The organism is Clostridium estertheticum, from assembly GCF_026650985.1.
GTDB lineage: Bacteria > Bacillota > Clostridia > Clostridiales > Clostridiaceae > Clostridium_AD > Clostridium_AD estertheticum_C.
On the sequence record NZ_CP086239.1, the window covers coordinates 2,119,081 to 2,144,253 of the forward strand.

At 28.8% G+C, this 25,173-nt stretch carries 19 protein-coding genes and 3 pseudogenes; 9 read left to right on the plus strand and 13 right to left on the minus strand.

Features of this window, described 5'->3' with window-relative positions; translation table 11 throughout:
• Nucleotides 1–267 precede the first annotated feature (267 nt).
• From LL038_RS10285 to LL038_RS10310, 6 genes are all read right to left on the minus strand, one after another.
• Nucleotides 268–2,157 carry a UvrD-helicase domain-containing protein gene (locus LL038_RS10285; protein WP_268056055.1) on the minus strand — a complete coding sequence of 630 codons (1,890 nt, stop codon included), beginning with the start codon at nt 2,155–2,157 and terminating at the stop codon, nt 268–270.
• 15 nt (nt 2,158–2,172) lie between these two features.
• Entirely contained in the window at nt 2,173–2,877 is a 705-nt protein-coding gene (locus tag LL038_RS10290; protein ID WP_268056056.1) for a UvrD-helicase domain-containing protein, read from the minus strand.
• 695 nt (nt 2,878–3,572) lie between these two features.
• A complete protein-coding gene (locus LL038_RS10295) occupies nt 3,573–5,426 on the minus strand; it encodes a hypothetical protein (protein ID WP_216125454.1) in 1,854 nt (617 codons plus the stop codon).
• Nucleotides 5,416–7,428, minus strand: coding sequence for an McrB family protein (locus tag LL038_RS10300; RefSeq protein WP_216125453.1), 2,013 nt, complete (start codon nt 7,426–7,428; stop codon nt 5,416–5,418). Before LL038_RS10300 ends, LL038_RS10295 begins: the two co-directional genes overlap by 11 nt.
• Nucleotides 7,429–8,844 (minus strand): hypothetical protein, encoded by a 1,416-nt coding sequence (locus tag LL038_RS10305; protein WP_216125452.1) that lies wholly within the window; start codon nt 8,842–8,844, stop codon nt 7,429–7,431. It lies immediately after the preceding gene.
• Entirely contained in the window at nt 8,845–9,084 is a 240-nt protein-coding gene (locus LL038_RS10310; protein WP_326493446.1) for a TIGR04540 family protein, read from the minus strand.
• Between the two features lie 608 nt (nt 9,085–9,692).
• Between LL038_RS10310 and LL038_RS10315 the strand changes: the two genes are divergently transcribed.
• Nucleotides 9,693–10,004 (plus strand): nucleoside triphosphate pyrophosphohydrolase, encoded by a 312-nt coding sequence (locus tag LL038_RS10315; protein ID WP_216125448.1) that lies wholly within the window; start codon nt 9,693–9,695, stop codon nt 10,002–10,004.
• A 47-nt stretch (nt 10,005–10,051) separates the two neighbouring features.
• Here the strand turns inward: LL038_RS10315 and LL038_RS10320 are convergent, their stop codons facing one another.
• Nucleotides 10,052–12,550 (minus strand): DEAD/DEAH box helicase family protein, encoded by a 2,499-nt coding sequence (locus LL038_RS10320; protein ID WP_216125446.1) that lies wholly within the window; start codon nt 12,548–12,550, stop codon nt 10,052–10,054.
• Nucleotides 12,551–12,961: 411 nt separating this feature from the next.
• Between LL038_RS10320 and LL038_RS10325 the strand changes: the two genes are divergently transcribed.
• A complete protein-coding gene (locus tag LL038_RS10325) occupies nt 12,962–13,315 on the plus strand; it encodes a hypothetical protein (protein WP_216125444.1) in 354 nt (117 codons plus the stop codon).
• A gap of 312 nt (nt 13,316–13,627) precedes the next feature.
• Nucleotides 13,628–13,726, plus strand: a complete 99-nt coding sequence (locus LL038_RS25665) for a Fic/DOC family N-terminal domain-containing protein (RefSeq protein ID WP_418921891.1) — start codon at nt 13,628–13,630, stop codon at nt 13,724–13,726.
• Here the strand turns inward: LL038_RS25665 and LL038_RS25670 are convergent.
• Both LL038_RS25670 and LL038_RS10330 read right to left on the minus strand, forming a co-directional pair.
• Nucleotides 13,689–13,793, minus strand: a pseudogene (locus tag LL038_RS25670) (DEAD/DEAH box helicase family protein); the annotation flags it as partial. The gene LL038_RS25665 and the pseudogene LL038_RS25670 overlap by 38 nt on opposite strands.
• A gap of 130 nt (nt 13,794–13,923) precedes the next feature.
• Nucleotides 13,924–14,685, minus strand: a complete 762-nt coding sequence (locus LL038_RS10330) for a DeoR/GlpR family DNA-binding transcription regulator (RefSeq protein ID WP_216125442.1) — start codon at nt 14,683–14,685, stop codon at nt 13,924–13,926.
• 195 nt (nt 14,686–14,880) lie between these two features.
• Between LL038_RS10330 and LL038_RS10335 the strand changes: the two genes are divergently transcribed.
• The 4 genes from LL038_RS10335 (at nt 14,881) to LL038_RS10350 (ending at nt 20,210) form a co-directional block, all read left to right on the plus strand.
• Nucleotides 14,881–17,181, plus strand: a complete 2,301-nt coding sequence (locus LL038_RS10335) for a formate C-acetyltransferase (protein ID WP_216125441.1) — start codon at nt 14,881–14,883, stop codon at nt 17,179–17,181.
• 11 nt (nt 17,182–17,192) lie between these two features.
• Complete coding sequence (locus tag LL038_RS10340; RefSeq protein ID WP_253200318.1) at nt 17,193–17,894, plus strand: [formate-C-acetyltransferase]-activating enzyme; 702 nt, start codon at nt 17,193–17,195, stop codon at nt 17,892–17,894.
• Between the two features lie 256 nt (nt 17,895–18,150).
• The gene (locus tag LL038_RS10345) at nt 18,151–18,831 is read left to right on the plus strand and encodes a fructose-6-phosphate aldolase (RefSeq protein WP_216125440.1); all 681 of its coding nucleotides are present in this window, start codon (nt 18,151–18,153) and stop codon (nt 18,829–18,831) included.
• 1,025 nt (nt 18,832–19,856) lie between these two features.
• Nucleotides 19,857–20,210, plus strand: coding sequence for a hypothetical protein (locus LL038_RS10350; RefSeq protein ID WP_216125439.1), 354 nt, complete (start codon nt 19,857–19,859; stop codon nt 20,208–20,210).
• 130 nt (nt 20,211–20,340) lie between these two features.
• On the opposite strand, the gene LL038_RS10355 is transcribed toward LL038_RS10350, so the two are convergent.
• Both LL038_RS10355 and LL038_RS10360 read right to left on the minus strand, forming a co-directional pair.
• Nucleotides 20,341–20,505: a DUF1016 N-terminal domain-containing protein gene (locus tag LL038_RS10355; RefSeq protein ID WP_268056080.1), complete on the minus strand. Its 165-nt coding sequence runs from the start codon at nt 20,503–20,505 to the stop codon at nt 20,341–20,343.
• A 42-nt stretch (nt 20,506–20,547) separates the two neighbouring features.
• Nucleotides 20,548–21,626: pseudogene (locus LL038_RS10360) on the minus strand (phospholipase D-like domain-containing protein); the annotation flags it as partial.
• Between the two features lie 675 nt (nt 21,627–22,301).
• On the opposite strand from LL038_RS10360, the gene LL038_RS10365 reads away from it, so the two are divergent.
• Entirely contained in the window at nt 22,302–22,499 is a 198-nt protein-coding gene (locus LL038_RS10365) for a transposase (RefSeq protein ID WP_216125437.1), read from the plus strand.
• Between the two features lie 9 nt (nt 22,500–22,508).
• Nucleotides 22,509–23,594 carry an IS200/IS605 family element RNA-guided endonuclease TnpB gene (gene tnpB / locus LL038_RS10370; RefSeq protein ID WP_216125435.1) on the plus strand — a complete coding sequence of 362 codons (1,086 nt, stop codon included), beginning with the start codon at nt 22,509–22,511 and terminating at the stop codon, nt 23,592–23,594.
• Nucleotides 23,595–23,884: 290 nt separating this feature from the next.
• Here the strand turns inward: tnpB and LL038_RS10375 are convergent, their stop codons facing one another.
• Both LL038_RS10375 and LL038_RS10380 read right to left on the minus strand, forming a co-directional pair.
• Nucleotides 23,885–24,469, minus strand: coding sequence for a nitroreductase family protein (locus tag LL038_RS10375; RefSeq protein ID WP_216125433.1), 585 nt, complete (start codon nt 24,467–24,469; stop codon nt 23,885–23,887).
• A 65-nt stretch (nt 24,470–24,534) separates the two neighbouring features.
• A pseudogene (locus tag LL038_RS10380) lies at nt 24,535–24,702 on the minus strand (VOC family protein); the annotation flags it as partial.
• Nucleotides 24,703–25,173: the final 471 nt, after the last annotated feature.

The following is a 25,173-nucleotide window of genomic DNA, read 5'->3' on the forward strand; positions in this document are numbered from 1 at the left end:
GTAATTGTATCATAATTAGGTATAATTCTTATTTGATTATTCACTGTCATCAGTTTAACTATCTTATTCTAGATATGTTTTAAGGGATTTCCTATTGAAAATCCCTTTTGTTGCTTTTATTTTCACATTCTTTTCATGTTATCTCAACTTTACCTGCTTTTTATAAACATAGAATTCTGCCACTGCGTTAAATTCCTTTTATAGCATCAAACAAGTCACTTAATAACCCCAACTGTACCTCTATTCTTACTTATTTACAAGGATGCATTATTTTTTACCAGCTATTACTAAACTCTTCTCTTTATCTTTATGTACATTTCCAACTATTTCTTTGGGCAGAATTTGTCCTTCTAAATTATTCACTTTAATTTTTTCTGTATGTTCGCATAGCGGATAATTAGAACAAGCGTAAAATTCTCCGTAAGGGCCTGTCCTAATTTTAAGTTCACCTTTTTTGCATTCCGGACAATTTATTGCCTTTACTTTTGCTACCTTAATATTATTATCTTCCTCAATTTCTCTAATAAAAGACGATTTACTATTATTCTCAACTAAAAGATATACGTGTTTTTTAGCTCTAGTTAATGCTACATAAAATAGCCTTCGTTCTTCAGCGTATTCATATTTTTCTTTATTTTGTATTAATAAATTAAGTACCTTATCATCTTCAATCTTACTTGGGAATCCATGTTTACCATTGCTGTTATTAACTATGAAAACATAATCCGCCTGCAATCCTTTAGACTTATGAACTGTTAAAAATTCTATATGTAAATCAAACCTCTTTTTATAAGAAATTATTCCCCTACCTAAATGAGAATCATATCTATAACTAAAATTATCATCAAGTAAAAACTTCAAATCGTCTTTATATCTTCCAAGGAACGCCACTGTACTTTTAGGCGAAATTGAGTTTAATCTTTCTTTTAATAATATAGTAAGTTCGCTTTTTTTATCTCCATACAATAATTCATATGACAGATCCTGATTATCATCAAAACTTTTAAGTTTCTTCTTTATTTGCCCTTTATTTTTTAAGACGAATTTACCACTTAAATCAATAAGACTTTTATTAAATCTATAGGTTGTTTCGATATATGTTTTTTCCGTAAACCCGAAATATTGATCAAATTTAACAAATAAATTTACATCACCTCCAGCAAATCTATATATACTTTGCCAATCATCTCCTACACAAAATAATTTTGAATTATTTAATTCTTTAATAGCTTTGATTAAACTGTACCTCGCCAAAGAAATATCCTGATACTCATCCACAATTATATAACTATATTTTTTATTAAACTTTCCTTCTAATATATATTTAGTAGCTTTATTTATCATATCGCTAAAATCTATTTCATCATTGTTTATAAGTTCTTTATTATAAGCTTCATATATTGGTGCAGTAATATTTATAAAAATATCATTTCTACTTTTTTCATATCCTGAAAGCTCTTTTACATTTACTTGCTTTATAGCTTCTACAGAAAAACCATTTGACTTCATTAACATTATAAAAGTATTGATTAATTTAATTATGCTTTTTAATTCATAAGCTTTATTCTTTTCAATAACCTCCCATACTTCATTCCTTGACATTGCATTAAATACTACCCCTGCAGCCTTTAATTGTTTTTCTAACTTCTCAAGCAAGTTCCCTTCCATTTTTTCATAGGAATAAGTTTCTATAAGTTTTGTATTATATTTTTTATGTATTTCTCTTTTCCACCTTATTCCATCATTATAAACTTCTTTTGCACTCACACCATTTTTGCCTGTGAAATACTTTGGAACATTGCCTTTTCTATCTATACCAAAATGCTCTATGTAAATCTCATAATCTGTTAAATAGAAATCTGGCCTATACCTACTATACTTTCTATCGGCAGTGTTTATTTTATAATTTTTTTCATATTCATAATTTATCTTATTTATAAATAGAAAATTAGCTATCTCCATCTCCTCATAACTTTTAACAACTTCGTTTTTAAAAGTCTGTATTTGATTGTCTTTTAAATAATCTATGAATTCTCCCTCATTTTTGAAATCAAATCTACTCCTATATTCTTTCATATAAGATAAGAAAAATTTATTTAACAAACCATTATAGCTTTCATTATTTTTAGTTAATGCAGCAAATTCTTCTTCAATCAAATTAATAAGCTTAATTTAAGTTATACTTGGCTGCTTACCTTCAACTTCTGCAATGATTTCTTTTCCAAGTTTATGAAAAGTCATAACGTCCATGTTTTTCCCAGTTTCTTTTTTTACTCTTTCAGCCATTTCACTTGCTGATGCATTTGTAAAAGATAAAACTAAAATTTCATCAGAGTTGTAATTATATTTTTCTAGAAGATATTTTATCTTTCCAACAATTGTAGTTGTCTTACCAGTTCCTGCCCCAGCTATAACAAGATTGTTTATCTCCTCTTTTATTACACATTCTCTCTGCTGCTGATCTAAAGCTCTCCCTTCAATATTGTCGAATAAATTCTTATAATTTATTTTTTCAATTCGAATAAATTTCTTATTATAATCATCTCTTATTTTTTCTATATTACTATATTTATTTTTAAATTCATCTATTGAGTTTAATATGTCTTTATCCAGTTTCAACTTCTCATACTTCCACTTTTTATCCACTTTAGAATACAATTCTTTATACTTATTTTTCCACTTTTCTTTCATAAAATAAGTATAATAAAAATCTTTTGTATAACCATTTAGTTCTTCACATGCAATCTTGAATTCATTAACTATTTTATTGAAGCACGCTCTTTGTTCTTGAATTCTTATAAGCCTTTTTTTGCTTGAGGAAATAAAAAGCATAGTTACTATTAAACCCAAAATCACTAATAGAATATTATTACTCAAAACTTCACCTTCTAGCTATATTTTCAATTGTGCTGTTAAAACCTTTTGAAAAAATTCTATATTAAATTACCTGACATTTTAGTGCCAAGCAATTTAATTATATTATAACCCATTTTTTTCTAAATTCCTATAAAATCAACCGATTTATTACCTTTTATGCAAATAAAGCGCATACAACCTAAGTAGATGAGCTTTACCGTGCTTAGAGAAGTGTTTGACTAGAATTTTTTAATTTACTGCCACACCCACTTATCTTTTAGAGAAATAGCATGTTAAAACCATGCACTGTTTGCTCTATAAAGTAGGAATAGATCCTAAATCAAAATAAGCACCAATAGCTACTCCTCTAACCACTGATGCTTACTCTTAATTGCAGCCAATTTATTTACTATTTTTTACCAAGTTGCAGTTCCTAGTGGGATGCACCGCCCCCACTTGCTAATATCTTATTTCTTATATTTAATGTTATCGTAGAAACTTAAATATATTTTTAATATAGCCAGCATTTAGCATTCATATTTGAGATTAAAATTTGCATAAACATACCCTTTACCTTATCACGACCAGATTTAATAGGTTTTTTAATTTTATCTTCTCAATTCTTCTATAGAGAGGATATTACTATATGTAGTCTCCCACTTATTCATGCTAAACAGTTATAGAGTCACGGACTTATCCTTGTACCTCTATTAAAATTATATATTATCAGATGAAATAAAAAAACATTCATCTATCTCTTTTTTCAACTCTTCATATCCGTAATGTTTTGATGTATCAGATATATCATTCGCTTCAACTTGTAGAAAGGTCAAGTCTATGTCGTCATATGGATACTTTAAGACTTTGTCTTGCTTTGGGTATATAATTATTACCTTATCTATTACTTCTCTACTTGTTTTTTTCCCTCCTTTCTTTTCTTTATCGTAATAGTTGAAGTTGTAATAATCTTTTGCCTGCTCAATAGCTCCAGTAGGGCCATTTTTGCTTTGTAGGTTTTTGCTCATACGACACTTTACTTCAATTACAATAGCATTTAATAACTTACTTGTTTCATTGTTAAATAAAGTTACCATTATGTCGGGTTTATAATGACTCCCGGTTCTCACAAAATCACTAATATTATTATTTATAACTGTAATATTAGTCTCAACTTCTTTTTCGTAAACAAGTTCAATTCTTAAATTATCTTTTATAAAAACAATAGGTTTATTAGTTGGAATTTCACCGTTAAGTAATCCAAAGCCACTATCTGAATTATCAGCCAACCAACCACTAATCCATTTAAATCCACTATTCCTTAGTATGCTTATAACTAAAGAAACAGAATAATATTCGAACAGTTTTGAAGTTTTTTTACTTGGGAAGTTAGGCTTTTTGCTCTTAGGATCATTTTTTTCAATAGCTAAAATATTTAAGTAAAAATCATAAATCTGATAATACCTATTATCTCTTAATATCTTTTGGGAAACCTTTACTACCTTATTGGAGTAGAAGATATCATCTAACCATGTTTCATTAATATAATGTAGAAGTATAGCTTTTATTTTTCTTAAATTTATTAATATTTCAAATACAAAGTTAGAGTGTTTTTCCAGTTTGCCAATATCAGCTTTTAGAAATTTAAGGTCCTCTCTTTTTCTATACTTATGTTCTTTACTAACTTCTCTATCATTATATAATATGTTAAAAGCAGCCTCATTTTTATTGTATAAATTAACATTATCTCTGGTTTCTCTAATTAAATTATTATATATTGATTTATACCCATCTTTAATAAATATTATTGTTTCTAAATTTTTCTGTATTATTTTTTTTATAAAACGATTTTCTTCGATATCTCTATTTAGAAAAGAATATTTTTCAAATACGATATCTGGAGCATATATGTTACTATTCTTATTTAAGCCTTTTGTACATAGCCATCTTTGGCTTTTTGCATCTTGTTTTTTAGTATAGTATCTTTCCTTATACCCCTTTTCAATATCTGAAATGGGGTTCTTTGTTATGCCTTCTATACTATTAATAACCTTTGCAATGTTGTTATTAATATAATAATACATTTTAGTTATTGAATACTCTTCTTCTCCATATATAGCCTTTTGACCTGTCATTCTTTCCAAATATAAATTTCGTGATAAACCAGACATAATCTTTTCAAGGTATTTTCTGAGGTTAACAAGACCATCCCATGTAACTGATTGAGAATTAATAAAATATAACCCTCTGTAAACTTTAAAAGAGGCTGATATATTAACGCTATAATAACCAGGTGTAAACATATCATCATGGTCTCCTGATTGTGACAAGGTTACAATGTGATTACTTGGGTTTAGCAGTAAAGGTTTCTCGGAGAAACTACTATCTATTTTAAGTATTGCATTATTATCATCACTTTCAAATTTTACAGCTATTTTACTATATTCATTAATTGTTATAATCTTATCTCCTAAATTAAGGGGAGTATTATCAATTATACTAAAAGGCATTTCAATAAAACTTTCCGCATTTCCATTTTTACGGTATACATAGAATGTGTATTTAGTTTGCATACCCGTATACCCCTAATTCTTTTGCTTTTCTAATGATTTCTTTTTTTGTTATTTTAAAATCGCTTATTTTTAAAGCTTCCTCGGTATTAAAGAATGTAAACAGTTTACTATTTGTTGGCTCTATATTTTCACTATTAATATCATTATCATTCATAACACCAATAAGTGTTCCATATTTTTTCTCAGTACCCTTAATTTTTGTTACTAATCTCTGTTTTATTTGAAGGTCAAATGCATCTCCTTTTGAAATCATCTGTACTCCATCTGAATTAAATGGGATATTTAATAGATATTCTCCAATTTTTTTAGTTATTCTAAATGATACTCCCTTTTGATCATCTAATCCGTTTAACAAATCATGCAGGTCATCTAAAAATTTAATTTCCGCCTTTGTGAAAGCGTCTGACCAGTTCTTTTTCACTGTCCATGATTGATATTCATCTACAGACTTACACATAAAATCGTTATAATCTATATCGTTAGACTTAATATTTTGAATCTCTTCTTGGAAAGTTTGCAAGCTTTCTTTTTTTAAATTTATTATATTCGCTCTATCAAGAAGTCTATCAGAAAAATCTTTAGTAGTTTCATCCATATTAACAGTTCCTATAAATTTAACATTATCGTTTATTGTTATTGAAGGAGGATAAGATTGCTTATTGATACAATGAGTTGCAGGATTATATAAAAACAATATTCTTTCATTTGGTTTTCTTTCTAATAATGATATAAAGGGTGAAAACCAATATTCTACTTGAGAAAGGTTCATTTCATCAAAAACTACTACATGCATTGATTTAGGATGTTCTTTTGCATGTATTAAAAATTCACTAAGCCCAGTTTCGGATGGAATAAACAACCCAGTTGTATTATTTAGAAAGCCGAGTATATCGCCTGGTTCTGTATAAGAAGGACTTATAGGTAAAAACAATAAGGTTTCAAGTCGTTCTGTTGCTTTTAACATTTTAGCATAAAAATTAGCCAATTCTGATTTTCCAGTTCCAGACATACCTGCTAATATGGTTAATGGATTAGTTTTTACGCAAGTATGTAAATTAATTAAATCTTCTTTTGCATAGCATAAATTTTGTTTTAACGTAGATTCTTTAAATGCATCTATAAAATTAGTTTCATTAAGATTTATTTCAAAATTAGCAGAACTTTTTTCATTAACTTCCTTCGGTATAATTTCATCTACTATTGGGTCTGATAAATTCTCCGCCTTACTATTTCCCTCTAATTTATAAAGAGAATCTCTTTCTATAAAAATAATATTAACCCCTCCGACTTCAATTATTTTCCCGTCCATTTCACTATTCTCTATATTTATTTTTATACGCTTAACTCTATCAGAAAACTTTTCACATATCCACCCAGAATTAATAGGGGACTTTACAAGCTCAGGAAGATTAAAGTATATGTAGTTATTGCACATAATATGTTCTGGCGAAAACATTTCATGACTATAATCATTTAATATAATACTGCTACCGTCCATTAATTTTTTTTCAAATTCTACATTACTTATTTCAATCATAGGTATAGATATAAATTCCATATCTTTATCAATTTTAATTTCAGATTCAACATTTATTACAATCGCATTTTTAAAGGGTTTATCAGGCTCGTCTCTATTTGAAAAAGTTATTTTGGGTTTAAAAACAATTAATTTATCTTTTAGTTTATCATAAATGATTTGCTTTTTTTGAGTGACATTTGGGGTTAATTTATATGTATATGGAAGAAACCAATCGCCCTGAATACTATCAATTCCTATATATAAAGGATTTGCTACTTCTACATCTATTTCACTTATAGGTTCTGGGTCAAGACTTAGGGGTTTTATAAAAAAAATCACTTTATCATCAGAATTTCTCATTGTTGTTATAACTTCTTGTTCATCGCCTGATGGATAATATGATTCATGCTCTGCTAATATACCTACCATATAACATTGATTTGATTTTATTAATTTATTCCTGTGTTCTTGCAATAATGACATTTACCTCACTCCATTTTTGTTTATTATTATAGATATATTTTCTATTAATTTCTTTTCATTATGTATCGAAATAATGTCTATAATTAATATATTATTTTTAGAACAATAATTTTTAATTTTGGTTAATGCTTTGGTCGATGTTCCTTCCCTTTGAATATATATCTTTTTAACATTATCAATTTGATTTAACCAATTATTAATATCTATAAACTCTATTTCATTAAATATAATTTTAGCCACTTTTATATGGGAACTGTGTATAATACCAAATATCTTTTTATCTTTCCCTAAGAGGGGAAAGGTATATTTGTAATATACTTCGTTGTCTTCAACCAATGATTGGTAATGCTCTTTTTTACATTGTGCCTCTTTTAACTGGATGTCTAATAAACCATTTTTATCTTCTATATCTTTTATTTGTTTTAATGCTTGACTGTTTTCTTTTATATGCACTTCTATTTGTGCGTTCATTTTATTTAAATTTGTTACATTTATTTCATTAGCAGATAGCTTGATTTTTAAATCTTCAATTGTTTTATTGTATTTAAATTCCTTATCAATTTTATCTTTCTCATATTTTTTATATAGTTTCTCTGATTTTAAATGTTGTTTTTCTAAAATTAAATTGTTTTTCTCGGATTTATCAAAAGCAGATTTTAATTCATCTATATCGTTTTTTAATTTAATTAATTTTATATTGTCATTTTTAGCACAAGAGCTTTCAAATAAGAAGAGTAGATAGAGCATGTTATTAGTGTTTAATTTATTTAATACATCTTTGTCTATGTTTTTATGTGTTTTTATATACTCAATTCTCATTAGGACATTCTCTGCTTCATTATCTATTTTGAAACTCTTGTTCAAATCAACTATATCCCAAGTTTTAATAGCTTCTATATTTTCAGCAATTGGTTTTAACAAGTTCAAACTAAATGCTTTGTCTAAGTGTTTTTTTATAGTATTAGCTAGACTCTCTTGGTTATTAGATAATTGAGAAACATATTCAACTACTTCTTCCTTACTGTCGAAATCTATGTCAAAATCAAAAGTATACTTATCATTCTTTTTATTCTCATTAATTTTCTCTATATATTTATCCTTATCATTAGGATATTTTAATAGCAGATTTGCAAGTTTTACGTATTCAGGCATAGTATCTAAATGTTTATTTAATTCAATAAAAAAATCTTTTTCATTAAGGTTTTCCCATGCACTTTTTTTATGTTTCATTAAAATCACCGTAAATGGGCTATTTAATTTTTTTGCTAACATTTTATGGTTACTTCTAAGCATTGTTTTTATCTTTGTTTTTTTAAAAGTTAAATTGTCAGACTTAACATTACACTTTAAGAGTCTTAAAATACTATCTACTTCTACTTCATCAACTAAGCTCATATAGGTATCTATTTCATTCAATTATGTCACTTCCTTTAAGATTTTACTTATAAGTTCTAATCTTTTTTTACCACATTTATGAACCATCACAGTTAAATAACCTTCTTTAGTTAATATTTTTTCTTTGTTGTTTTGGATAATTAAGTTGATTTTTTCAATCATTTCTTTTTCGGTGATGTTATTATTCCAATAATTATCAATAATAAAGTTCAATGCTATACCTAAATCATTTTGATTTTTATAATACGTATTAATATTAATTCCTCCTTATTAGTTTGTATGATTTCGTTGTATAATTGTAGAATAATTGTATCATATATCAAATTTATTTGTTAGTATTTTGAATATAAATTACATTTTTGCATAAAAATATTGTTTTATATACATAAAAAAATTATTAAACGTATATAAAGCAATTTGTTGAAATTATTTTATAAATATTATTAGGATATTTTAAAGCTGTTCAGCACTTAATTAAATCCCAAAAAAAAATCAGACCACAGCTCATGATACATTTAAAAGTTAATGTATCATGATATTAAGGAACTTACTGAAAAAGAACAAAAATACAAATCATTTATTGTAGAAAAATATGACACCAATTTTTTAAACGAGTTAGATGAATTAAAGAGAAATCATTGACTTAAAAAAACTTACACCATAAATATTGAATAGATTTATGGACCGAATAATAATTAAAACAGATGGAACTCTAAAAGTCTTTTAGTAATTCTCGTAATAATCTATTTATTTTCAGCTTTTTTTAGCAACGCACATCACTCCACATGTGCCGTAAGTGAAAATATAATCTACCTACCCACCTTCTATGCTATAATAAGCCCATGCTATTCACCCAAGGAGGTCCCCACATGAAAACTTACAACAAACTAGTCCGCGACAAAATACCTGAAATCATCAAAGCCGCAGGTAAGAACTTTGATGTTCACTATGCTAAAAAAGGAGAAGTTCTACCTTTACTTGAAACTAAGTTAAATGAAGAAGTTTCTGAATATATAGAAGCTAAAAACTTAGAAGAACTTGCTGATGTCATGGAAGTATTATTTGGACTTGCAACTGCTCTTGGGTATTCCGAGGAAGATTTAATTAACAAAAGAAATGAAAAGAAAGAAGAAAGAGGCGGCTTTGAAAAAGGCATAGTACTCGAAAAAGTTTATGAATAGACAAAGCCCTTCATAGTTTTTCTCTATAAAGGGCTTTATTTTTATATTTATTTTTCTAATTTCTCAAGTCTCTCCTTATAAAATCTTCTAGTCCTATAATCAATAATATCTTTGAATTGAATTACAAAGTCAGGATTCGTAATGAATTCACCTAAATCATCATTCAAACAAAAATATGCTTCATCTCTATAAAAGAAATCTTCTGCAGAATTCAAAAATGCTTTTATTGGATTTTCTGCAATTTTTAGATAATCCTTCTTCTCAAAATCTTTATATTCTTTAGTTGATTTATGCCTCAAAAGATCCACCGCATTTGAAGGTTTAGCATAGAAATCCCTAAAACTTTGAAAAATTGTTTCTTCATCTATTTTCAGATTTATATTACCATCATTATAAAAAGCTAAAAGTAATGGCATCTTATAAGTCTTAGTCATGGTCGTTTTCTCAATAGTATTTAGAAATTTATAAGCTTTAGTATTTAAAAGCATTTTCTCTTCCTCTGAAATTTCATTTATCTTATTTAGAAAGCCTAAATAATCATTAAATATATTTAGTTCTCCTCTGGATCTTATTACACTATAGAGATCATCATCCATGTAAGTATACATTTGAAGCCTACTAGGTCTAGTTTTAAGATCTTCTTTTATTCTATTAAAATCCTCAACTACTAGATCAAATATATTCTTTTGCTCTATCATCATCTTCTTGAATATATCAATTACTTGGAAATCAAAATCTACTATACAATCGTCGGGATATTCTTCTTCTCTAGGCAATCTACCTAGTTTAGCTTTTCCTGCAGTATCCTTTAAATTTCCACTTAGAAAAAATGGAATTAAGTTAGCTTTTTTATAATTACCTATAAAATCTAATACATTTACGTACTTCTTGTCCTTATATTTTCTTAACCCACGTCCTAGTTGTTGTAGAAAAATGGTTGGGGATTCAGTTGGCCTTAATAACAATATCATATCAATTTGAGGAATATCTAAACCTTCATTAAACATATCCACAGAGAATATAATATTTAATTCTCCTGTTTTAAGTTTATCCACCGCTCCATGTCTATCCATAGAAAATTCATTTTGCTCACCGCTCATTACAGCGCAGGCTTTAATTCCATTTTCATTAAAATATTTGCTCATATATATGGCATGGCGTCTACTACTGCAGAAACCTAAAGCCCTTTTACTATTATATTTTTCATAATGTTTTAAGATTAAATTTGAACGTTTATTAAGCATTAAGGCTTTTTCTAGTTCTGTTTCATCATACTTACCATTTCTAAAAGATATCTTTGTATAATCGGTCTCATCAAAAACTCCATAGTATCTAAAAGGAACTAGCCATCCCTTGTCTATAGCACCTTTTAATCTAACTTCATATACAATATTATAATCACAAAGGGCAAATACATCTTTGTTATCCAATCTCTCTGGAGTTGCAGTAAGTCCTAAAAGAAACTTTGGAGTGAAGTATTCTAATATATTTGAATAATTACCTGCTGCTGCATGGTGGAATTCATCTATTATAATATAATCAAATGCATCCCTTTTAAAATACTCATCGCATAGGTACTGTTTTTGCCCCAGGGTTTGTACTGTAGCAAACAACACTTCTTTATTCCTATCCTTATTTTCACCATTAAAAAATCCAGTTTTAATATTAGGCCTAATGTTTTTAAAAGATAACTCTGCTTGATTTAATATTTCTTCTCTATGAGCTACAAATAGAATTCTATTAAAATCTAGCGAATCAAAAGCAGCAAGATATGTTTTACCTATGCCCGTTGCAGCCACAACTAATCCTTTATCTAAGCCATCTTCTCTACATTTCCTTAGTTCATATAGTGCTTCAATTTGCGCACCTCTAGGCTCGTACAACGGAATTACTAGGCCAAATTCATCTTTGTTATCTTCTACCTTTTCTAAAGTATTAAAGATTTTAGGCCTTTTCCATACTGATGAATAACGCCTAAGCTCCTCGTCGTCAATAATTATAGAATGATTTAAAAATAAGTCTTCAAAAACATTCTTAAAGTGTGTAAAGTCCTCTAAGTTCTTATTTTTATTCAATCTATAATTCCATTCAATACCACTAGTTAATGCAGAATTAGACATATTAGAAGATCCTATAAAAACATCTCCATCCCCTTCATATTCAAATATGTATGACTTAGGGTGAAATGATTTATTCTTAATATTATAAAACCTTAAATCTACCTTATCCCCTAGTGCTTCCTTTACTAAATATAAAGCTTGTGGCTGAGTGATATTAAGATAATTCCCTGTTAATATTCTTATCCGTACACCACTTTGCGCCACCAGCTTTAAATCATTTATAAGCAATTTTACTCCTGATTCCATTAAAAATCCTACCGCCATATCTATAGTCTTTGCTTTTTTTAATGAGGCCGCTAATTTAGGTAATAAATAATCCTTATCCCCTGTAGAGCAGTTTGAATCATAATCTAGCATTGCCCCTTTAAAATGGATGGAATCACTAGTTATTATATCTTTAGTAACAATATCAACTTTATCCAACATACTTCACTAATGCCTCCTTTATATAACTAAGCAACAAATAATATTTTTAATCAAATATACACTATACCAAATCATTTACTAATATGGCACTATCTACATTTTATCATAGTAACTTGTTGATTTAAAGACACCCCTTTCTCACTAATATGGAATGAAATCTTTTAAATTTAATTAGATTTCATAGCATTTTTAACTTAAATTTAACGACATTTCAGAAGGAAAGTCTCCTAATTATATAAGAAAATTACATACTATAACAAATAGTAAAATTATTATTAAAAGGATAGATTAATAATACAACTAATAACAATAAAATAAATAATATGGATGACTTAATAGAAAATAACTGATCTAAAAAAAAGATATTCAATTGCAATTTAGAATGATATAATATAAAAACGAGGTGCTAATATGAGTGATGATAAAATGTTTGAATTTATGACCAAAATGTATTCAGAAATGCAAAATGGGTTTAAAGATATAAAAACTGAGGTTAAAGATATAAAAACTGAGATTAAAGAAAACACCAAAAGGCTTGATGCAATTGAGAATGATGTTAAAAAATTAGGTGTAAGGATAGACGGAAAACTTATCCCTACCAGTGATGCTCTTTTGGATGGATATAAAGGTAATTCCGAACATATAACGATTATTGATGATAAAATTGACAGACCTCAAATAGATGTAAATAGTATAAGTATGAAAGTGTCGTATAATGATAGTAGAATTATAGAAATATCTAAAAACCTTAGAAAAGTTGAATAATAAGAATCTCTGGGATTTCAATGGTGTTAATTACTTTAAGTGTATATTGATATTCTGAATGTATAATATACGTTTTAATTAATTGTAAATTGTTATATGTTAATTAAATTCTTTACTTATATTATTTTATGGTCCAATCAATATAACAGGAGAAAAAGTTGCTCACGTTTAATATAACGCGAGCAACTTTTTTGATTTATTGCCTACGTCCTATTGATATAAGAACATTTTCCATTCTCACAGGGCATTAGCAGAACATAAGGGTTATGCAGATACAATGCTAATAAGAATATCCTTATAAATGCAGTAACTATTAATACGGCAAAGGATAGTTCAGAAATTGAAAATATAATAACAACTCATGATGAATTATTTAGAGCAATGTCACAGAAAGGATATTTGACATTGTAAAATAATCTAATATATTTGAGTAATTGCCTGCTGCTGCATGGTGAAATTCATCTATTATAATATAATCAAACGCATCCTTTTAAAAATACTTATCACATAGGTACTGTTTTTGCCCCAGGGTTTGTACTGTAGCACATTTAGCATTTTCAAGTTTTTTTCTAAACTCTTCACTCATAATCTTTCTTGACTTGTCTAATTTAAATTAAGTCTACGTTTATTTTTTCTAGTTCTCTACAAATTTTCTCATCTGGCTTTTCATCTACAATAATTGCATCTATATCGTATATATCTGCAAATTTATATGTCCCATCATAATAAAATTTCTTACTTTCCATCACTAGATAAACTTTTTTTCCTGAGCAAATAATAGCTTTTTTTGTATTACCATCTTCCACATCAAAAGTTGTAATACTTTTGTCAAACATATTCACTCCACAACTACCTATAAAGGCTCGATTTACTTTGTGCCTAGATATATTCTCAATAGCAGTTGATCCTACAAATCCATTTAATTCTTTGTCAAACACTCCGCCAGTCCCTATTACTTCTACATGATCACATTTTGAAAAAGTTCTAAAAATATCAATCATATTAGTTATAACTAATAGTTTTTTATTGCCTTTTGCAATTTTCTCAGCAATTAGTATATTTGTGGATGATATATCCAAAAAAATTGTTTCTCTTGGCTGTATAAGTTCAAACGCCTTTTCTGCAATTTTTAATTTTTCCTCTAAATTAATATTCTTCCTACTTAAAATATCATTATGTGGAGCAGACTTCCTACTTAATACTCCGCCTCCATAAGTTCTTTTAATTATTCCTTGTTTTTCTAAGGCTTTTAAATCTTTTCTTATGCAATCCTCCGTTACATGGAACTTTTTACTTAGTTCCTTTACAACTACCTTTTGATCTTCATTTAATAGTTCAATAATCTTTTCTACTCTTTCCTCTGCAAACATATTCTCTCCACCTTACCCTTTAGAATGTACACATATATTATGCCTTAAATATTTTTTTAAATTTTAAAGTAAGTATTGAACTTTTCTTAATTCCATTATACAATAAGAACAAACAATACACAATAATAATAAATAATAATCGTTTTAAGATAAAACAATAAGCAACAATTTTAAAAATAAAAGGGAGGTATCGCTTTGACTAGTGATAGAATTCAAAAACTTAAAAACCAACTTTTTGAAAATAAAAGAGAAGTATCCCTTGAAAGAGCCCTGCTATATACCGAAAGCTATAAAGAAACAGAAGGCCAAAGTTCACTTATTAGGCGGGCAAAAGCAACCGCCCACATACTGGGCAATGTTCAAATATCTATAAGGGAAGAAGAACTTATAGTTGGTAATAGAACAACAACACCTAGGAGCGGGATCATTTCTCCTGAAATGGATCCCTACTGGATTAATGATGAACTTGATACATTAGAAAGTAGACCGCAAGATCCCTTCTTTATATCAGATGATGATAAGAAGATTTATAGAGAAGTTCTTTATCCTTATTGGGTAGGTAAATCCTTAAAAGACTATATAAACAAAAGACTTACTCCTGAAGTTCGGGTTCCTTCCGATTTAGATATTTTTAAACTCAATCAAACTGATAAAGGTCAAGGACATATAATTCCTAATTTCGAGAAATTATTAAACAGTGGTTTAGGTCAGATAGTAAATGAAGCATTATTACTATCTAAAGAACACCCAGGCAACGACTTCTATCAGGCTTCGATAATAACACTAAAAGCTTCTCAAACACATATTTTAAGATATGCGGCCCTTGCAAAACTAAGTGCTGATGGAGAACCTAACAAGATAAGACAAGCTGAATTTTTAGAAATTGCTAGAATTTCAACAAAAATTTCTTCAGAAAAACCTGAAAACTTTTATGAGGCTTGTCAACTATTATGGTTTTTATCTGTGATTCTACAATATGAATCAAATGCTAGTTCCTTGTCTCTTGGTGGTTTTGATAAATATATGTACCATTTTTATGAAAATGACTTTAAGAATGGAATAACTAAGGAAAGTCTAAGAGAAACTTTAACCTGTTTATGGATTAAAACTAATGATGTAGTTTTAATTAGAAGTAGTAATAGTGCTACCTACTTTGCTGGTTTCCCAACTGGTTATACTATAACCCTTGGAGGACTTACGCAAAGCGGCCGCTCTGCAATTAATAGTTTATCCTATCTTGCCCTAGATACCTATCAAGATATCCGTCTTCCTCAACCAAATTTGGGTGTACGTGTAAATGAACTTATAGAGCCAGCTTTTTTAAAGAAAACTGCTGAAACAATAAGACTTGGTACAGGAATACCTCAAATATTTAACGATGAAGTAATAGTTCCAGGATTTTTAAACAGAGGTGTTAGTTTAGAGGATTCAAGGGATTATTCTGTGGTTGGTTGTGTTGAACTTTCACTTCCTGGAAAAACTTATGGCCTACATGATATAGCACTTTTTAACTTGCTAAAGATAATGGAGATTTCATTAAGAGAAAATAAAAACGATGAAAATATTACCTTTGATGAAATAATTCAAAATATAAAATCAAATATTAATAAATATGTGAAGCTTATGGTAGAAGGCTCAAATATAGTAGATACTTCCCATAAAGAATTTGCACCTATTCCCTTACTTTCATGTTTTATTGATAATTGCTTAGAGACTGGAAAAGATGTAACCTATGGTGGCGCAAAATACAATTTTTCCGGTGTACAAGGTATTGGCATAGCAAATTTGAGCGATTCTCTTTATGCTCTAAAAAAGATTGTATTCGAAGAGAAAAGAATTTCTTTAAAGGAGCTAGTAGATGCTTTAGATAGTAATTTTCAAGGCGTAGAGTATGAAAAACTTAGGGTTCGCTTGATTAATAAATATGATAAATTCGGAAATGATAATGATGAAGTAGATAATCTTAGTTCTGATATTCTTAGATACTACTCAAAAACTGTAGAGCAACATATAACGCCTAGAGGTGGAACCTTTGTACCTGGCTCTTACACAGTATCAGCTCATATTCCCCTTGGAAAATCTGTAGGTGCTACTCCTGATGGACGTAAATCCGGAGAACAACTTGCAGATGGCGGATTATCCCCTATGGTTGGTCGAGATGTGCTTGGGCCTACTGCAGTACTAAAAAGTGTAAGCAAGTTAGATAACTACTTAACAACAAATGGAAGTCTATTAAATGTTAAGTTTAGTCCTAAAACTCTAGAGGGCGATGAAGGTATCCATAAATTATGTGATTTTCTATATGCCTTTATGAAGCTAAAAATACAGCATATACAATTTAACGTGGTTTCCGTTGAAACTTTGAAAAGCGCTCAGGCAAGTCCAAATGATTATAAGGGCCTTGTTATACGAGTAGCGGGTTATAGTGCTTTCTTTATAGAACTAAGCCGTGAAATTCAAGATGATATCATAAGAAGAACCCAGCATAATTTATAGGAAGTGATTAGATGAAAGCATTAATACTAAATATTCAAAGATATTCTTTGCATGATGGCTCAGGAATTAGAACAATTGTATTTTTTAAGGGATGTCCTCTTAAATGCCCTTGGTGTAGTAACCCTGAATCTATAAGCTTCCAGCCTCAAACAGTGAAAATGGAAAGTAAATGCATCCACTGCCAGTACTGTAGCTTTGATGTAGATGAATGCCCAACAGGTGCAATTACTCAATTTGGTAAATATATGACCGTAGAGGAAGTTGTTACAGAGGTTCAAAAGGATATGATTTTCTACCGTACTTCTAAAGGAGGGGTAACCCTTTCAGGTGGTGAAGTTTTATCCCAAAGCGCCTTTGCAATAGAGTTACTTAAGCAGCTGAAAAGTCTAGGTATAAATACCGCAATTGAAACTAGTGGACAAGGTAGTACCCAAAATCTCATTGAACTAGCAACTTATTTAGATTTAATATTATTTGATCTTAAAATAATGAATAAAGAGAAAGCTAAACTAATACTGGGGTCAGATATAAATCTAATAAAGAATAATATTAAAACCTTGGTGAAAATGCATAAAAAAGTTATACCTAGAGTGCCTCTAATACCAGGGTATACAACAGATGATGAAAATACAAAAGAGATAATTGCCTTTGTTAAAAGTTTAAATCTTACTGAAATTCACCTTTTACCTTTTCATCAGTATGGAAGTTTATAATATAAATTGTTAAATTTATATTATAAACTTAATAATATAGACATTCCTACCCCCGAATCCATAGAAAAGATAGCAAATGAAATGAGAAATAGTGGTCTTAATGTGGTAGTTGGTGGTTTGTAATTATAGTAGAGATATAAGACTATGTACTGATAAAATTAAAAGTTATGGACTAAAGTTTTCAGAATCAAAAGATGGAATCGTAAAATGCTTAATTGAATTTAAAATCAAATTATAAAATAAAGGAGAAATGTATATGTTATATATAATAGATACTGCAAATTTAGAGGCTATAGAAAAGGCTTACAACTTCTACCCTATGGCGGGAGTTACTACTAATCCAACAATCATTTCTAAAGAAAACAAAAGTTTTTTAGATATTTTAAAAGGTATAAGAAAAATTATAGGCGCTGAGTCAATGCTTCATGTGCAAGCCGTTAGCCTAACTGCTGAAAAAATGGTCCAAGAAGCTGAGTATTTAAATAGTGTAATTGGTGGAAATCTTTATGTTAAAATTCCTGTTATACCAGAAGGAATAAAAGCAATAAAAATACTTAAACAAAAGGGTATAAAAACAACTGCTACAGCAATTTTCACAGCTCAGCAAGCTCTTATGGCAGCAGTGGCTGGAGCTTCCTTTGTTGCTCCTTATGTTAATAGAATAGATAATATTAGTGGTGATGGAGTTTCTGTTGTGGCTCAAATCGTTCAATTATTTGATCAATATGATATAGATGCTAAAGTTTTAGCTGCTTCTTTTAAAAACGTTCAACAAGTACATAATGTGGCTCTTGTGGGTGGGCACTCTGTAACTGTAAATCCAGAGATATTAGATGCAATGCTTGCACATCCTCTTACTGATTGGAGTGTTAATCAATTCGTAAATGATTGGGAAAGTGTATATGGCATAGGAAAAACAACAATAGACGTAAAATAGCTAAAGTTAAGAGGGAATACAGCGTTATTTAGAAAAAACGCTTTAAAATAATTTCTTTATAAAAAGCTAACCTGTAAAAGTTTTTACAGGTTAGCTTTTCTATATCCAATATTCCTTACAATAAAACTAATGATATTAAGATAAAAAAAGATACAAGTAATATATGTATCCTTAGTATTTATTTCCTTGAGGTCCCCCATTAAAATCTACAACAAACAGGTCAGCGACAAAATCCCTGAGCTCATTAAATCTTCAGGTAAAAGCTTTGATATCCATTATGCTAAAAACTATTAGATTGGATGGAATCACTAGTTATTATATCTTTAGCAACAATATCAACTTTATCCTTCATACTTCACTAATGCCTCCCTTATATAACTAAGCAACAACTAATATTTCCAATCAAATATACGCTATACCAAATCATTTACTAATATGGCACTATCTACATTTTATCATAGTAACTTGTTGATTTAAAGTCACCCCTTTCTCACTAAGATGAAATGAGATCTTTTAAATTTAATTAGATTTCTTTGCATTTTTAACTTAAATTTAACTCCATATACCTCAGTGATTTCAGTCAGTTATTAGCTATTAATATTATTTACTTAATTAAAATCTTATAAGATTTTACACTATTTTAATCTAAATTTTAACAACAGTTTATTTAAACAAATTTTATATTAATAGGATTTTTCATTGTACGAATATATGTTCGTATTTTGGTAATAATATTATTATAATATATATTATTTCAGATAAAAATTTGATATACTTAGGAGGGTGAACATGAGTTTTAAAAAAGATTTAAATAATATTCATGACAAAAGTTATAAAGATTTATTTTCTACAAATGATGCTTTTTTATCCTTTGTTAAAACCTTTAATTTATTTTAAAACAAGTGAAACAACTATGATGAATAACGCCAAAGTTCAGCATCGTCAAAACTGAATATGATTTACAAATAAATAAAAGATATTCAATTACAATTTAGAATGATATAATATAAAAATGAGGTGCTAATATGAGCGATGATAAAATGTTTGAATTTATGACCAAAATGTATTCAGAAATGCAAGAAAGTTTTAAAGACATAAAAAATAATGATAAAATTCACACTGAACGATTTGATAAGCTTGAAACTAGACTTGGTAGCCTTGAAAATGAGGTTAAAAAAATAGGTGTGAAGATAGATGGAAAACTTATTCCTACAAGTGTTGCTCTCTTGGATGGATATAAAGGTAATTCTGAACATATAACGATTATTGATGATAAAATTGACAGGTTACAAATAGATGTGAATAGTATAAGTATGAAAGTGTCATATAATGATAGTAGAATTATAGAAATATCTAAAAACCTTAGAAAAGTTGAATAATAAGAAACCTCTGGGATATGGGATTACTTTATTTAGGTTATATTAATATTCCAAAAATAACATAATTGTGTTACTTTCAACATGATAATTTTGCAGACAATGTCTGCAAAGTTTATTGATTAAAAAAATCTCAAGAAAATCTTACCACATCAAATAAATTTCTTTGACTATATCCTTTGCCATAATCTTTAGTTAACTCCTTGCTTAAATTGCTAATTACTGATTTACCATACTCAGCTTTTGCACTTTGCAATATTTCTGTTTTATTAATTTTACCTATATTCCAATATAAAATTACAACCGAATTTTTTTATGCTTTCTGTCTAAGTCTTTTAATCATATCTACAGAGAATATAATATTTAATTCTCCTGTTTTAAGTTTATCTACCGCTCCATGTCTATCCATAGAAAACTCATTTTGCTCACCACTAATTACAGCGCAGGCTTTAATACCTTTTTCATTAAAATATTTACTCATGTATATGGCGTGGCGTCGATTGCTGCAGAAACCTAAAGCTCTTTTATTATTATACTTTTCATAATGTTTTAGGATTAAATTTGACCGTTTATTAAGCATTAAGGCTTTTTCCAGCTCAAACTCATCATACTTACCATTTTTAAAAGATATCTCTGCTTGATTTAATATTTCTTCTCTATGAGCTACAAATAGAATCCTATTAAAATCCAGCGAATCAAAAGCAGCTAGATAAGTTTTACCTATGCCCGTTGCTGCCACAACTAATCCTTTATGTAAGACTTCTTCTCTACATTTCCTTAGTGTTAATATCTTGCTTCAATTTGTGCGCCCCTAGGTTCATACAGTGGAATTACTAAACCATATTCATCTTTGTTATCTTCTACCTTTTCAAAAGTATTAAAGATTTTAGGCCTTTTCCATACTGATGAATAACGCCTAAGCTCATCATCGTCAATAATTATTGAATGATTTAAAAATAAATCTTCAAAAACATTCTTAAAGTGTGTAAAATCATCTAGGTTCTTATTTTTATTTATTCTATAGTTCCATTCAATACCACTAGTTAATGCAGAATTGGACATATTAGAAGATCCTATAAAAACATCTCCATCCCCTTCATATTCAAATATGTATGACTTAGGGTGAAAGGATTTATTCTTAATATTATAAAACCTTAAATCTACCTTATCCCCTAGTGCTTCCTTTACTAAATATAAAGCTTGAGGTTGAGTGATATTAAGATAATTTCCTGTTAATATTCTTATCCGTACACCACTTTGCGCCACCTGTTTTAAATCATTTATAAGTAATTTCACCCCTGATTCCATTAAAAATCCTACCGCCATATCTATAGTCTTTGCTCTTTTTAATGAGGCCGCTAATTTAGGTAATAAATAATCCTTGTCCCCTGTAGAACAGTTTGAATCATAATCTAGCATGGCCCCTTTAAATTGGATGGAATCACTAGTTATTATATCTTTAGTAACAATATCAACTTTATCCTTCATACTTCACTAATGCCTCCCTTATATAACTAAGCAACAACTAATATTTTCAATCAAATATACACTATACCAAATCATTTACTAATATGGCACTATCTACATTTTATCATAGTAACTTGTTGATTTAAAGCCACCCCTTTCTCACTAAGATGGAATGAAATCTTTTAAATTTAATTAGATTTCATAGCATTTTTAACTTAAATTTAACTTCCTACACTTCAGTGATTTCAGTCAGTTATTAGCAATTAATACTATTTACTTAATTAAAATCTTATTAGGTTCTTATAAGATTTTATACTATTCTAATCTAAATTTTAACAACAGTTTATTTAAGCAAATTCTATATTAATAGGATTTTTCATTATACGAATATATGTTCGTATTTTGGTAATAATATTATTATAATATATATTATTTCAGATAAAAATTTGATATACTTAGGAGGGTAACCATGAGTTTTAACCATAATAGGCGGAATTCTCCCATCCTCTACAGGTGGGGGATGGACAGCCTTTATTATTTTAGGTTAGATACATAAAATAATAAATCTTTGGCAAACTATTAATAGTAATATGTGGTCAGTAGTAAACTTATAAGGTACTTGGTATATTGGAATTAGATACTAATAATCATTCGGTATTCTTGCTAAACTATCATTTAGTATTGGTTATAAAAAAAGAGTTTCTATCAATCAAAACCAAATTATGGAAAGAGTATTTTTGGAGTAAAAGTTACTGCCTTATAACAACTGGTGGTGCCCCTATAGATATAGTTAGAAAATATATAGAAAACCAAGGATTGAAATGAGGTGAGAAAATGTTAAAGGCTTATAAATTTAGGTTATATCCAAATGTTGAGCAAAGAATATATTTAGCTAAGACTTTTGGATGCACTAGGTTTGTATATAACCGAATGCTAGCTGAAAGAATTAAATCATATGAGGAAAACAAAGACCTAGATATTAAGGCGATTAAATATCCCTCGCCCGCACAATACAAAACTGAATTTGAGTGGCTAAAAGAAGTCGATAGTCTTGCTTTAGCTAATGCTCAAATGAATTTAGGTAAAGCGTATAATAATTTTTTTAGATATAAATCAATTGGTTTTCCTAAGTTCAAGAAGAAAACTAATACCAATAGTTATACAACTAATAATCAAAATGGTACTGTGTATATAGAAAATAAGCATATCAAAGTACCTAAATTAAAGTCTATGATAAAAATAAAGCATCATAGAGAATTCAATGGGTTAATTAAATCTTGCACTATATCACAAGTTCCAAGTGGAAAATATTACATATCTATTTTAGTTGACGCTGAAAATATTCAATTGCCTAAAACAGGTAGTAAAATAGGTGTAGATCTGGGAATTAAAGAGTTTGCAATAACAAGTAATGGTGAGTTTTTTCATAATCCTAAATACCTAAAGAAATCAGCTAAAAGGTTAGCTAAACTTCAAAAGGATTTATCAAGAAAACAAAAGGGTAGCAATAATAGAAAAAAAGCTAAAATAAAAGTAGCAAAATTACATGAGAAAATATCTAACCAAAGGAAAGATATGCTGCATAAAGTAAGCACTCAATTAATTAACGAAAACCAAGTTATAGTGATTGAGGACTTAAAAGTTAGCAATATGCTAAAAAATCATAAATTAGCAAAATCAATAGCTGATGTTAGCTGGTCAGAGTTTAGAAGAATGTTAGAATATAAGGCAAAATGGTATAGTAGAGAAATAATAGTAGCACCATCAACCTATGCAAGTAGTCAATTATGTTCTGCTTGTGGTAATCAATCAAGTCAAACTAAAGACTTATCTTGCAGAACTTATATATGTTCAGTATGTGGGATGATAATGGATAGAGATATAAATGCGAGCAAAAATTTACTAAAACTAGCAATATAATAAAAGATATATTGTTAGAGAGGTTGGAATGACCTTGATAGCTTGGATACGTCTCTGCAAGAGATGCACACGGCTCCGGAAGAGACGAACTTGCTACAGTAGTAGTATTGACCAAGAAGCCATCCACTTCTATAAGTGGTGGTAGTTCACAAATCTTCCAAAGTCTAGAATATGATGCTTTATTTGATAGGAAACAAGAGAGACAGCTATGAAGAAATCCATAGTTGTTTCTCTCAAGTCTTTCTTATTTAAAATGCAGAAGCATTTAACCTTCTCATGACCTAAGACTTCTATTTTATAATATTAATAGTACCTTCCTTTCGTGAGAGTGCAATTGATGGTTTATCAATATATCCAACCACAGCTGAAGAGCAGATAGTATGCTCTTTGGGAATCCCTAATTCAAAAAGAAATTCACGAAATTCGGCATCATTTCGTAGCCAGTGTAACTGATTAATATAGCAAGTCCCCAATCCTATAGAATTCGCCGCTAAAAAAAGGTTTTCTAATGCAAGTGAACAGTCTGCCATAGCATTTTCATAATTAGGCTTATTAGAAGCAATAATAAGTGTAGGTGCATGATAGAAAAAATGGCAATCTTTTTTTTCTGCTACAGCTTTGACACCCAGCTTACCTGGATAATCGTCATCAGGAACCCAACGTTTAAATCCTTGCCTTAGCAATTCGTTGATCCGTAAAAGAGTTTCTTTGTTCTGGATTGCAGTAAACAGCCAGCTTTGATTATTGCCTCCACTTGGCGCCCATGTAGCGGCCTCCAATAGGGCTTTTAGCTCTTCTTCTTTAATCTGTTGCTCCTTGAATTTACGTGTACTTCTCCGCGAACGGATACAGTCGAGCACTTCATTATTTATCATAATTTTCCTCCTATCATAAAACCAAAAATATATAACTATAAATCAATATATTACTATTATACCGCAAATTGTTGCCCAGCTAATTCAAAATTTATACTTTCCGCATCTCCTGAAGGTGTACCTTCCATAATCGTCACGTTTAGAATCTTAGAGTTATCAAATAAACTGATATAGAATATGGCCGCTTCTTTAGCTTCTTTGTCGTACCATAAATGTGGAACTATTTTTTGCATATTATTCTCCTTAATCATTATATTAATTAATCATTTATTATTTACCAATAAAAGTAGCCATTCTGTTATCTCCGCTGTAAGGAGGTGCACCTGTAAGTGTTACATAACAAATTATTAGTATGTACTCTGATCCTCTAGGAATATATTGCTTTCATACTGCTTTTAAAAAATACTATTAACATAAAGTTAATATAAAAAAATACTAAATTGCAACATTTTGTGGTAAAATTTACTTACAATAAAACAAAAATAAATTCATTGAAATATGAATCGAAGATAATTAGATTGATATTAAAGAAAAGTGAGGTGATTTAGACATTGATATATTCTAAAATTAATAAATGTATTCACATTAATATTAAAAACCTGGTAAAAATATCACGAACTAAAACTAGATGGAGAAAAATACTTAAAGAAACTCCCAAACTTAAAAAATCAAGTTATGATCAGTCAACAAGTATATTAACAAGA